Genomic DNA, 12,290 nt, shown 5'->3' with positions numbered 1-12,290 from the left:
CCGCCTCGCTGGTCTTTTGTACTGAGGTCGGCTGAGTATTTCATCCGCTTTCAGATCGACGAATTCACTGAACAATGAGGTCGTGTCCCTTGCCCCAAATGCTTCGCAAATACATCGCACCGGGTTGGTTGCTTATTGCCCCCTTCCTGCTGCTGCTGCTGGCTCTGTACTTTGGGCCGATCCTTAATATCCTTTGGCTTAGCTTTACGGACCCGACACCGGGTTTGGAAAACTATGAAAAGCTGATCACAAGTGATTCATTGGCCCGTATCATCTGGACAACGGTACGGGTCTGCCTGCTGACAACGGGTTTCAGCGTGCTGATAGGTTATTGCATTGCCTATGCGATGGTTCATGCAAACCAGAAAAAGCAAAACGCCATGCTTGCGCTGCTGCTCATTTCCTTTTGGATATCGGTGCTGGTCCGGACGTTTTCTTGGTTGATGCTGCTGGGGACCAATGGGCTGCTGAATAACTCTTTGGAGGCGCTGAATATCATCAGTGAACCCATTGCTTTTGTACGCAATGAACTGGGCGTCCTGATCGGCATGGTGCATTATATGGTGCCCTACGCGGTGCTTCCACTTCTGGCGAATATGCAAGGCCTTGATACCCGTGTTATTCAGGCGTCGCGCAATCTGGGCGCCACAGGGGGGCAGACGTTCCGCAAGGTCTATCTGCCGCTGACCAAGCCGGGCCTCGTCGCCTCGTCGCTGTTGGTCTTTATTCTCAGCCTCGGCTTTTACGTTACCCCTGCCATTTTGGGCGGCGGAAAAGTGTTGATGGTGGCTGAATATATCTCTGTCCAGCTTTTGGTGACGCTGAAATGGGGCACGGCTGCGATGCTGGCGGCGCTGATGCTCTTTGGTGTGATGGCACTGCTCTACATCATGTCGCGCTTTATGAAGCTTAGTACGGCGTTTGGGGGGGCTTCGTCATGAAGCGTTCTTTAATGTCCCGCGTAATCGACTTTCTTGCCTGGCTGTTCCTGGCGTTTCTGGTGCTGCCTGCGCTGGTCGCAATCCCCGTTTCGCTCACGCCCAAACGGTTCCTCTCTTTCCCTGAAGACAGCCTGTCGTTGCGGCATTTCGCGAACCTGTTCACAAGTTCGGAATGGCTCTCGAGCCTTTATCAAAGTGCGGTAATCGCGACCAGCACAGCGCTGTTTGCAACGTTTTTGGGAACCCTATGTTCGATTGGGTTGTGGCGGATCACATCAAAATACAGCGATGCTGTGCGGGCGCTGTTGTTATTGCCGCTGATTATCCCTCAAATCATCTCAGCGATGGCGTTCTATCGGCTGTGGATTCCACTTGGCCTTCTGGACAGCTATCTTGGTTTGATCTTGGCGCACACCATTTTGGCGACCCCAATGGTGTTGATCACGGTCAGCGCGTCCTTGGCAAACTTCGACCCCAACCTCGAACAGGCGTCGCGCAATATGGGCGCTAACGCTTGGACAACGATGCGCCGGGTGATCGTGCCGTCGATTAAACCGGGGATTTTGGCGGGCGGGCTCTTTGCCTTTATCCTTAGCTGGGACGAGATCGTGGTCACGCTATTCATCTCAAAATTCAATACCTACACCCTGCCGCGCCGTATGTGGAACGGTATCCGTGAAAACACTGACCCAACAGTGGCCGCCGCCGCGGTGGTCCTTATTGCAGTCACGCTCACCGCCTTTGGCATTTCACTTATGCTGGCGCGCCGTCGGGTGCGCGCGGCAGAACTATAAAACCTTCAGGAGAATCCCGTGAATATCGCTCTTTCCCATGAAAACGAGATGCTACGCGACACTGTCCGCAGCTTCTTTGAGAACGAAGTTATCCCGCACGAAGCACTGGTTGATACCTTGGGCGAAGTCCCTGAAGAGCTCGGCTTGAATATTGTGGCCAAGGCGAAAGAATTGGGCCTTTATGCGATGAACCAGCCGGAAAGATTCGGCGGTGGCGGGCTCAATCATACGCAGATGGCGATTGTCGAGCGTGAATTCGGCCGCACCAGCCATGCGTTGCATTCTTGGATCGCGCGCCCGACTGATCTGCTTTTGGCCTGCGAAGGTGATCAGGTCGAGACCTATCTGTTGCCCTGCATCACGGGCGAAAAACGCGAATTATTCGCCCTTACGGAGCCCGAAGCGGGTTCGGACGCCATGGGCATGAAAACCACGGCCAAGCCTGATGGCAGTGACTGGATAATGAACGGCTCCAAACACTTTATCTCGGCGCCAACCATGGCCGATTTTGCAATTGTGTTTGCTGTGACAGGTGTGGACGAGACGAAACGCGGCCCTCGCAAGCGCATCACGGCCTTCTTGGTGGACCGCGACATGCCCGGCGTGACGTTCCGCGAAGGCAATAAATGCGTCAGCAACCGTGGTTATAAAACCTATGAGCTGGTTTTTGACAAAGTGCGCCTCGGGCCCGGACAGGTTTTGGGCGAAGAGGGACGCGGGTTTGAGCTGGCCGGTAAATGGCTTGGCATGGGGCGCATCTGGGTGGGGGCCACCTGCTGTGGCAAGGCCGAACGTATGATGGAACTGGCCACGGACTGGGCCGCCAACCGCAAACAGTTTGGCAAGCCGATTGGCACATTCCAAGCGACTGGTTTCCGGCTGGCCGATATGCTCATCGGGCTGCGCACGGCTGATCTTCTTGTCATGGACGCGGTGCGCCGCGCCGATGCGGGTGAGATGCTGGACCAGGATGCGGCTATGGTTAAAGTCTATTGCTCCGAAATGCTGAACAAGGTTGCCGACGACACTGTGCAGATTTTCGGCGGTATGGGTCTGATGGAAGAGTTGCCTGTGCAGCGTCTATGGCGTGATAGCCGGATTGAGCGGATCTGGGACGGCACCAGCGAAATCCAGCGCCATATCATTACCCGTTCAATCCTGAGGCCTCTAGGCGCATGACCCCAGCACAGCGCAAGAATTTCAACCGGCTATTGAGACCGCGTCAAATCGCTTTCATCGGCGGGACGGATGCAGGGGTAGCCATTAACGAAGCACAGCGTCGCGGGTATGCGGGCGAGATATGGCCCGTGAACCCCAAACGCGCTGAAATGGCGGGGCTGCCTTGTTTTGCGTCGCTGGATGATCTGCCCGGAACGCCGGATGCGATCTTTGTTGCTGTGCCTGCCAATGCGGCCATTGACGTTATTGCCAAAGCCGCAGCCATGGGGGTAGGCGGTGTGGTCTGCTATGCCGCCGGATTTCGTGAGGCGGGTGACGGTGGCGTGAAACGCGAAGAGGCCTTGTTAGAGGCTGCGGGTGACATGGCGTTGATCGGTCCTAATTGCTATGGAATGATCAACTATCTTGATGGGGCTGCGCTTTGGCCCTTCGCCCATGGTGGATCATGTCCCGGATATGGGGCGGCGGTGATCACCCAATCCGGCATGTTCTCCTCCGACATCACGATGAGCCAACGCTCCTTACCATTAACCCATATGATCTCGGCCGGAAATCAGACGGTGCTGGGGATGGAGGATTTTGTCGATGTTTTGTGCGAAATCCCAGCCGTCCGAGCAATTGGCCTGCACATCGAGGGTTTACAAGATGTAGCACGGTTTGAACGTATGGCGTTAAAGGCGTTGTCACATAATACGCCGATTGTCGCCATGAAAACAGGGCGTTCGGCTATTGGAAGTGCGCTAACGCAAAGCCATACCGGATCGCTATCAGGTGCGAACGAGCTTTATGATGCCCTGTTTGAACGCTGTGGCGTGATCGCAGTCGACAGCCCGTCGCAATTCATAGAGACCTTGAAATATCTTTGCATTGCCGGGGCGCCCAAGGGTAATCGCGTAGCAGGCTTCACGTGCTCGGGCGGCGGGGCGGCGATGCTGGCCGATCACTCGGAAACCATCAATCTCAGCTATCCCGCGTTTGATGCGGACGCAAAAAAGATCTTGGAAGGTCTGTTGCCCGACATCGCAACCGTCTCGAACCCGCTCGACTACACTACGCCGATCTGGGGGCAGCCCGAGCGGACACTGCCAGTCTTTACCGAAGCGATTGCACGCGCCGGTGTCGATGCGGCCATTCTGGTTCAAGATTATCCGGCGCAGGGTTTGGACGAGACCAAACATTTCTATCTGGCCGATGCCGAAGCCTTTGGCGAGGCAGCAAAGCAGGCAGGTGTTCCAGCCGCCATCTGCTCGACAATCCACGAGAATATGGACGCGGATACCCGTGCAGCCCTGATGGCTGCGGGGATCGCCCCGATGCAGGGCATCCACGAGGCCTTGAACGCGATCAGCCACGGACGGGACTGGGCGCAAGCTCATGCACGCATTGTCGCGGCAGACCCTGCGCCACTGTTATCTGCACCGATGCCGGACGAGATTGAGATGATCAGCGAGGCGGAAGGTAAGGACCTGTTGCGCGCGGCTGGTCTGTCGGTGCCCCAAGGGGTGCTGGTCAACGGCGCGGGCGCCCCCGGAGCTGCTGAAAAACTGGGGTATCCGGTTGTGCTGAAGATGATGGGTCCAAAATTGGCGCATAAGACCGAGGCCGGGGCCGTGAAACTTGGGTTGGGCGATGCAGCGGCAGTGCAAGCGGCTGTTTGTGCCATGATAGACGCAGTGCAAGCCTATGACGCTGATGCCGTGACGGATGACTTTTTGGTCGAACAGATGGTTGCGCGACCGGTTGTCGAAATGATCGTCGGAATTCGCCGCGATGCGCAATTTGGGCTGGCCATGACAATTGGCAGCGGCGGCATTCTGGTTGAGCTGTTGGCAGATGCGGAAACGTTGTTGTTGCCCGCGAGTGCGGATGACATCAAACGGGCAATCTCTCGGCTAAAGCTTTTCAAGCTTTTGAACGGGTTCCGGGGCAATCCAGTGGTGGACCTTGATCGTCTGTCCCAGACGCTCGCAGCACTTGGTAATTACGCGATGGACCATGCCAGAACCGTCGCTGAGATCGAGATCAACCCACTGTTTGTCTATCACGATGGGGTGAGGGCGGTAGACGCTTTGATACATCGGATCAAACCCTGAAAGATCGCAGGAAAGCTAAATGACACAACCGCTTTGGGCGCCCGGCGCGGCGCGTATCAAAGGCAGCCTGATTGCTGCCTTTATGGAACAGTATTGCCCTGTCGCCGATTATGACGCTCTGTGGTCAGATATGGGCGATGCTAACGAAGAACGAAGATTACAGGGATCCGGCGCTGGTGGGCTCGGCATGATGTTCATGTCAACCTGCTAGCGACGGTGCCAAGGGAGTGTAAGAAGACGACGACCTGAATGGGCAAAACGATCGAACAGATCCGGATAGGGAAAACCAGTAAGACCCTGAGAGTAAGAAAGCTCGGTGTAGAGATTTGGACCCGATCCGCTGATCACCATCCCGGCCCGCGGCTTTTGAAAATGCCGTATCTTGAGGCCTGACAAAAGTTCGCACTCGATCACAGCCCAACAGGGTCAAAAACTTCTTGCAATATGGGCGGCAACCACAAAAGCGTCTTGGCAGGACCATACTCTTTCGGAGCGTCGCACTAAGGCAAACCATTGCGATTAATGAATATAATTCCGCTTAGAACCCGCCTATCATCCACGCGCGGCTTGCCGTGGCTCTTCGGAAAGAACGGCCGGAGCCGCGCCATCTGGTCTTCCGTCAGCCAGTAAAGATTGCTCATAACGCCCCCAAGATTTGGGAGCTTGAATCATGCAAGCCTGACGGGCTCAAGTCGATTAATGGGTCTGGAGCCTACGCAACAAAGCCCCAAAGGTAGTGAATTTCGTTGGCAAACCTTTGTTACCATTGTGCTCAGTCCTTCTCTGAATTGCGTTCCGATTTAAGGTCAGCAAGAACATCGTTGGCTGCCCTGAACGCTTCTACGCCCGTAGGGACACCACAGTAGACCGCAATTTGTATCAGCGCTGCCTGCAGCTCTTCCTCGGTCAGTCCATTGCGAATTGCACCCCGAAAATGGGTCCGAAACTCATGCATTTTGCCTGTCGCTGCAAGCATACCAAGGTTAAGGAGACTGCGTTGCTTGCGATCAAGTGAACCGCCCCGGGTTTACCGGAGAGTAAAACTCTCCAAGGATAACCCTTATGACACAACGCAAACATATCCCGTCTTATACGGCTGAGTTCCGCGCGCGCGGCGTTCGGCTTTTCAATGAACAACGCTCGGAATATCGCAGTGACAATGCTGCTTATCAGGCAATTGCACCCAAGCTGGGCTGTGCTCCTGATAGCCTGCGGGGATGGTGCCGTCAGTCTGAACGCGATGCTGGTGCCCGCAACGGTCCCACCTGTGAGGAGAAGGCCCGGATCAAAGAGCTTGAGCGTGAGGTTCGGGAACTGCGCCAAGCAAATGAGATTCTGAAGAAGGCTTCTGCGTATTTTGCTCAGGCGGAACTCGACCGCCCGTTCAGGAAATGATTTCATTCATTGAAGATTACCGCACGGACTTTGGTGTCGGGTCGATCTGCAAGATTTTGCGGGTCGCACCATCGTCCTACTATGCAAATTCGGCGATCAGACGAGATCCCCGGCTCGCCTCAAACAGGGCGCGCCAAGACGTAACGGACAGCGTGGAAATCCGGCGCGTTCACGATGAAAGTCGTGGCCGCTATGGCGCCAGAAAGGTCTGGCACCAACTGCGCCGTGAGAGCAAGGACATCGCCCGATGCACTGTCGAACGCTTGATGAAAGTTATGGGATTACAGGGCGTTGTTCGCGGCAAGCCAGTCATCACGACGAACCCCGATGCCTCTCAGCCGTGTCCGGACGATAAAGTGAACCGCGAATTCAAAGCACAATCCCCAAACCAGCTCTGGGTCAGTGACTTCACTTATGTTTCCACATGGCAGGGCATGGTTTACGTCGCATTTGTTGTCGACGTCTTCTCTCGAAGGATCGTCGGCTGGCGGGTCTCAACATCGATGACAACAGCCTTTGTGCTCGATGCCTTGAACCAGGCGATCTGTCAGCGCAGCCCTGAAAAAGGCGGCGGGTTGATACATCATTCCGACCGCGGATCTCAATATTTGTCCATTAAATACACTGAGCGATTGGCGGACGCTGGGATCGATCCATCTGTCGGAACCGTGGGAGATTCCTACGATAATGCCCTCGCTGAAAGCATCATTGGCCTGTTCAAAACTGAGGTTACAAAGTTGCTCGGCCCATGGAAATCAATGGGCCAGCTTGAATGGGAAACGCTGAAATGGGTCGATTGGTACAACACCAAGCGCCTGCACAGTGCCATCGGATATGTCACGCCGCATGAAGCAGAGGAGATGTTCTATGCAACCTTGAACCCAAATGAAAAAGCAGCCTAACATTCGAAACAAACGCTCTCCGGCAAACAAGGGGCGGTTCAAAGCGCAGTATCCGTCCAAACTTGGCCCCAGCAATATTCGTTCAGTAAATCCTGAAGCGGACCGGAAAATTCATTGGCCTGATCCTTGGCGCGATCAACATATTTATCGCCCAGAACCTCCCGCCGCACTTTCTCGCCGTCATTTCGAAGTTGATTATCCACTATTTTTTCCATTCAATTTCTTCAAGCAATATAGGGACACCCATCGATATGGAATGGATGCCCATGATTGATGTCAGTTGCATCACCTCAAGTATTTCTTTACGAGTAGCGTTGGCTTTCAAAGTATTCTGAATGTGGTACTGCACGCCCGAAGGCCAAAGATACGTCGTTGCGACATTGATCGCAATAAAGATCGGAAGAAGAAGCTGCGCTGGTGGAACCCACCGCTGTCGCCGTTTATGCTTGCGATCGGGGCGGCGTGACCGCCGGGTCCAGCGTGCTGGTCACTGGCGTCGGCCCCATCGGCATTCTCTGCCTCCTTGCTGCAAGGGCCGCTGGAGCGACGCAACGTCTCTGTCAGAAGAAACTGGCTTGAGCGGGGCAGGGTGGATGCGTAGGCTTTCTGCATGACCAAGCGCTCGCCTTTTCGATACTTCAAGACCAGCCCCGAGATCATCAGCCTTGTGGTGATGATGTATGTCCGGTTTCCACTGTCGCTTCGCAACGTCGAAGATCTGCTCCACGAGCGGGGCATCGACGTTTGCCACGAAACCGTCCGATATTGGTGGCTTCGGTTTGGCCCGATGTTCACGGCGGAAATCAAGAAGCGGCGGATCGAGAACCTGAAATCGAGCCGCTGGCATTGGCATCTGGACGAGGTCTTCGTTAAGATCAACGGCAAGCAGCACTATCTTTGGCGGGCCGTGGATCACGAGGGCGAGGTTCTGGAAAGCTATGTTACCAAGCGTCGTGACAAGAAGGCGGCGCTGAAATTCATCAGAAAAGCAATGCGTAAACATGGCCAGCCTGAGATTTTCGTCACTGATAAGCTCCGCTCATACGGTGCCCCGCTGAAAGAGACGGGTGGTGTCGAAAGGCAGGAAACTGGCCGCTGGATAAACAACCGCGCTGAGAATTCACACTTGCCCTTCCGACGACAAGAGCGGGCGATGCTTGGATTTCGGGGCATGCGAGGTCTGCAGAAGTTTGTCTCGGTTCACGCCTCCGTCTACGATCATTTCAACCAGCAACGTCACCTCTATTCTCGGGACACTTTCAAGACCAACCGTGCCGCTGCTCTGAACGAGTGGCGCGGCCTTTGCGCGGCGTAATAGGGAGAGCCTCCGCCATAGCTGAGGCTGGTTCGGATTTGTCTGACAACGCCGGCCTGTCTCATGCAAACCTGAATACGCTCGATATGGTCGCGTAACACGGACCAATTGCCCTGCGGTAAAGTCGGGACAGTTCGATCTTAGTATTTTGTCCATTCTGTTACCCCCTCTCGTGCATTTTCAATGCACTGCCGGGCAGCGGGCAGGCGAATTGCAATGCAATTCTGCCGAGAGGGCACGTATTATGAACGGCGTGCCATCTTGCGCGATACGGAGCGGGCATTGGCCCCGGGCCAAGTCTGATGCCGCCCTGAGCCTTAAGATCGATAAGGCTTGGACCCACAACCGCAGACTTTACGGCGCGCGGAAGTTTTGGCACATTCTGCGGCGAGGCGACGAAGATGTTGCCCCCCACGCGGCAGATTTGCTTTGCAAATCTCCGGGGCGCGCCGCCGAATTTGGGCAGCAAATAAGCGGCAATCCTTAGTTGATCAGCGACAATTTCCAAGCATCAATGCAGACAAAACCATATCTGCGGCATCCGGCTGGAGTAGCCTTGGGATGCATAATCAAAGGATTGCAGGCCCGCAGAAAAGATATTGGTCGTTAGGTGGGGCGTTTCGCCTAGCCATTTTAAGACATCGATACCGGTCGCGTGGCCGTAATCAGCCAGTCTTTTACTACGTCGCTTAGTTCCGGTGCGACGTTTGAGCAGACGCGGGCGTGATATGCATCAAGCCAATCCCGCTCATCCCGCGACAGGGCCGCAAGGTCAAAGAGGGAAAGATCAATCGGGGCCATGGTCATCGGGTCAAAGCCAAGAAAGCCAGGGCCGGTTTTTACCACTTCAACCTGATTTTCGATACGGATGCCCCAGTGGCCCTCTTCGTAATACCCCGGCTCTATTGTCAGCACATGACCGGCCATCAATCCAAATGAATTCGCGGCTTTACCGATGCGGTGCGGGTGTTCATGCACCAAAAGGTTGTGACCAACGCTGTGGCCTGTGCCGTGGTCATAATCCAGTCCAAGCGCCCAAAGTGGGGCGCGGGCCAATGCGTCAAGCTGGTGTGGCATGGTGCCTTCAGGAAAGCGGGCGGCGCAAAGAGCTATAAATCCTTGCAAAACCGCGGTTGCAATGGGGCGAATATCTCGCGGCACGGGCCCAAAGGCAAAAGTACGGGTGATGTCGGTTGTGCCGAAATCATACTGCCCGCCGGAATCGCACAGAAAAATCTGACTGCTGAGCAACGGGGCACTGCCTTGCGCTGGTGGGGCGTAATGGCAAAGTGCCGCATTTTCCCCAGAAGCGGCAATGGTAGTGAAACTCGGTTCTTGGTAGGCGGGGCACGCTTTGCGAAACTGCTCCAGCATGTTGGCTGCCTCGGCTTCATCAATTGGTTGATTGGTAGCTTCTCGCGCTGGCAGTTCCATTGACAGCCAATGTCCGAACCGCGCCAGTGCAACAGCATCCGCCAGATGGGCGCTGCGGAAACCGACAAGCTCGGCCTTGGATTTGCGGGATTTTTCGACCGTAATCAGGCCGCGGCTGGGGATTACCAGCGCACCTGCTTTCGTCAGGCACAGGCGCACCGCTTCCGGTGTAAATGTGGGGTCAAATGCTGCACGCTGCCCTTTGGTGTGGGTTTGCAGCCATGACAGGAAATGATCTCGCGGATGGGTTTGCACATTTTCGGGCAAAGGAATGGTCAGCTTGGCAGGGTCGATAAACCATTGCGCCGGGCCATAGCTTGGGAAGACTGCAAAAGACAGGGGCAGGGGATTCATTGCGATGTCGGCCCCACGCACGTTGAACATCCACGCGATATTGTCGGGACGGGTTTCCACCCAAAGATCGACTTGGAGTGCGATCGTTTCCCGCTGCAAGTGGCGTAACTTGTCCTCCGTGCTGCGACCTGTATCCAAGATGGGCAGCGCCCGCAACGGGGCGCAGGGTGGTGGCGGGCGGTCCTGCCAGATTGCAGCGAAAGGATCGGCAAAGGCGTGCAGGCTTACGCCTCGGGCTTCGGTTTGCATTTGCTCAATTTGGTTAACTGTCCAGCACATCGGATCAAACCCGATCTTGCCCCGCTGCCCTTTCAACCACTGCGCCAAGGGTTCGCTGTGTAGATGTCCAAAGTCCCAAAGCGCCGCTTCGACCTGTCGCGCGGCCTGGATCCGGTAGCGCCCATCCACCAAAAAAATCGCCCTGTCCGGCAAAACCAGTGCATGGGCAAGTGAGCCTGAAAACCCCGTCAGCCACGCCAATGTTCGGTCATGCGCCGGGGCTTCCTCATTCTGAAAGGCGTCGGCGGTGGTCAGGATCAAGCCGTCCAGCCCCTGCGCCGCGATTTCACGGCGCAAACACGCCAGTCGATCAGCCGATGAAGTGGTTTTGGCCTGCAAGATCATGCTCCATATCAAAAAGATGCTGCAAAACGCGGGGGCTTTGGCGCAAGCCGTTATGTTCAAATTCGCTGGTTTGCCACATCCGCACGTTGCCAAGCCCCCGCGCGGTTTTCAGCGAAAGCCCAGCATCAACATACATATCATCGGTATAGACTGCGGCCCAGACAGGCACCTCATTCGCGGCTAGTCTTGCCGTGTCATAAAGCGGGGCGTCCAGTGGCATTTCGGCCAGTGCGTGGGCAGCCGCTGCAAAAGGGTGCAGCGCGCGGATATCGTCAAACATCCAAGGATAGATCATCTCTCCTGTGAACAAGATCGGCCGCGCCTTGGCATCAAACGCGGGCAGATCGGCCAAGATCCTATCTGCCGCCCAGCGGGTGCGCGCGCCATTCTGGGCATAGATCGCCTCATGGACCGCCGCAAATAGCGGGTTGTGATCAAACCCGGTTTCGACCTGAATGGCGGCAAGGAAGCTGTCAGACAGCGCGCCGTCATCGCAAAACGCCTCTGCCAGCAGCCAATGGATCACCTCAAACCCGTTAGACATGCCAAGGTTCATGCCCAAATATTGCAGTCGGCGCACGGTCAGGCGGTCGTCATCGGGCAGCCGCACGTCATGCGTTTCAAGGTGATCAGCCAATCGGTCCAGTGCAGCCCGATCTTGCGGGTAGCGTTGGAAATACAGCGCATTTTTATGGGCCACGCGCGGATAGGTGTGGCGGTAAATATCTTCGGCACTGGCATTGATGCCTGCCATACCGCCTGTCACATAGCAGCCCAGCAAAGCCTCGGGTGCAAAGGACAGATAGCTAAGGGTCAGAAAGCCGCCATAACTTTGGCCCAAGGTGAACCAACGCGCGCCGTCGTAAAGCGTTTTGCGAATACGCTCACAATCCTTGATGATACTTTCGGCGCGAAAACACGCCAAATAGCGCCCGCCGGTTTCCCCATCCATCGTAGCCATTTTACGCCCCTGCACAGGGCTGGATTGACCCGTGCCGCGCTGATCCAGCAGCAGCACACGAAACCGCTTGGTCGCAATACTCAGCCAGCCCGGCCCCTCATTCGGGCGCGGCGATTTGCCGCCCGGTCCACCTTGCAAGAAGACCAGCAGCGGCAGGTTGTCCGACTCCCGCCCGCGCGCAGTGACTTCACGGGCGAAAACCTTGATGGTTTCGCCGTCGGGTTGGTTCCAATCCAGTGGCACTGACACCAGATGATCGCGGATAACGTAAGCGGGAATGTGATATTGCGTCATGTTT

Annotated in this window: 10 protein-coding genes, 2 pseudogenes and 1 other annotated feature; of the genes and pseudogenes, 7 read left to right on the top strand and 5 right to left on the bottom strand. The window is 55.8% G+C overall.

Annotated elements, in window-relative coordinates:
• The first annotated feature begins 98 nt into the window (after positions 1-98).
• Genes EOK75_RS06650 through EOK75_RS06630 form a run of 5 tightly spaced genes read left to right on the top strand, consistent with a single transcriptional unit; the run spans position 99 to position 5,218 of the window.
• Positions 99-941: an ABC transporter permease gene (locus EOK75_RS06650; RefSeq protein WP_240794039.1), complete on the top strand. Its 843-nt coding sequence runs from the start codon at positions 99-101 to the stop codon at positions 939-941.
• Entirely contained in the window at positions 938-1,735 is a 798-nt protein-coding gene (locus EOK75_RS06645; protein ID WP_137193132.1) for an ABC transporter permease, read from the top strand. Before EOK75_RS06650 ends, EOK75_RS06645 begins: the two co-directional genes overlap by 4 nt.
• Before the next feature lie 18 nt (positions 1,736-1,753).
• The gene (locus tag EOK75_RS06640) at positions 1,754-2,914 is read left to right on the top strand and encodes an acyl-CoA dehydrogenase family protein (protein ID WP_137193131.1); all 1,161 of its coding nucleotides are present in this window, start codon (positions 1,754-1,756) and stop codon (positions 2,912-2,914) included.
• Positions 2,911-5,007, top strand: a complete 2,097-nt coding sequence (locus EOK75_RS06635) for an acetate--CoA ligase family protein (protein WP_137193130.1) — start codon at positions 2,911-2,913, stop codon at positions 5,005-5,007. The genes EOK75_RS06640 and EOK75_RS06635 overlap by 4 nt, the downstream gene beginning before the upstream one ends.
• A gap of 19 nt (positions 5,008-5,026) precedes the next feature.
• Positions 5,027-5,218 carry a hypothetical protein gene (locus EOK75_RS06630; RefSeq protein ID WP_137193129.1) on the top strand — a complete coding sequence of 64 codons (192 nt, stop codon included), beginning with the start codon at positions 5,027-5,029 and terminating at the stop codon, positions 5,216-5,218.
• Between the two features lie 292 nt (positions 5,219-5,510).
• Here EOK75_RS06630 and EOK75_RS06625 read toward each other — a convergent pair.
• Both EOK75_RS06625 and EOK75_RS21840 read right to left on the bottom strand, forming a co-directional pair.
• A pseudogene (locus tag EOK75_RS06625) lies at positions 5,511-5,648 on the bottom strand (transposase); the annotation flags it as partial.
• A gap of 131 nt (positions 5,649-5,779) precedes the next feature.
• A pseudogene (locus EOK75_RS21840) lies at positions 5,780-6,016 on the bottom strand (carboxymuconolactone decarboxylase family protein); the annotation flags it as partial.
• A gap of 53 nt (positions 6,017-6,069) precedes the next feature.
• On the opposite strand from EOK75_RS21840, the gene EOK75_RS06615 reads away from it, so the two are divergent.
• Positions 6,070-7,304, top strand: a protein-coding gene (locus EOK75_RS06615) for an IS3 family transposase (protein ID WP_137192325.1) whose coding sequence is annotated in 2 segments (ribosomal slippage) — positions 6,070-6,364 and positions 6,364-7,304 — 1,236 coding nt in all. Because the reading frame shifts where the segments join, the coding sequence is not laid out codon by codon here.
• Positions 6,357-6,473: a sequence feature (AL1L pseudoknot), on the top strand. (Overlaps the previous gene by 117 nt.)
• Positions 7,305-7,342: 38 nt before the next feature.
• Here EOK75_RS06615 and EOK75_RS20785 read toward each other — a convergent pair.
• On the bottom strand, positions 7,343-7,507 hold the full coding sequence (locus tag EOK75_RS20785) for a carboxymuconolactone decarboxylase family protein (protein ID WP_168199168.1): 165 nt from the start codon (positions 7,505-7,507) through the stop codon (positions 7,343-7,345).
• Positions 7,508-7,914: 407 nt separating this feature from the next.
• Between EOK75_RS20785 and EOK75_RS06600 the strand changes: the two genes are divergently transcribed.
• A complete protein-coding gene (locus EOK75_RS06600; RefSeq protein ID WP_137193127.1) occupies positions 7,915-8,619 on the top strand; it encodes an IS6 family transposase in 705 nt (234 codons plus the stop codon).
• Between the two features lie 633 nt (positions 8,620-9,252).
• On the opposite strand, the gene EOK75_RS06595 is transcribed toward EOK75_RS06600, so the two are convergent.
• Together EOK75_RS06595 and EOK75_RS06590 are read right to left on the bottom strand one after the other, a co-directional pair.
• Positions 9,253-11,025 (bottom strand): aminopeptidase P family protein, encoded by a 1,773-nt coding sequence (locus tag EOK75_RS06595; RefSeq protein ID WP_168199167.1) that lies wholly within the window; start codon positions 11,023-11,025, stop codon positions 9,253-9,255.
• Positions 10,997-12,286, bottom strand: a complete 1,290-nt coding sequence (locus EOK75_RS06590; RefSeq protein WP_137193125.1) for an alpha/beta fold hydrolase — start codon at positions 12,284-12,286, stop codon at positions 10,997-10,999. Before EOK75_RS06590 ends, EOK75_RS06595 begins: the two co-directional genes overlap by 29 nt.
• Positions 12,287-12,290: the final 4 nt, after the last annotated feature.

This window comes from Pseudorhodobacter turbinis (assembly GCF_005234135.1).
In the GTDB taxonomy this organism is placed as follows: Bacteria; Pseudomonadota; Alphaproteobacteria; order Rhodobacterales; family Rhodobacteraceae; genus Pseudorhodobacter; species Pseudorhodobacter turbinis.
Note: the sequence above shows the minus strand (reverse complement) of the source record. Positions and strands in the feature narration are given on the sequence as shown.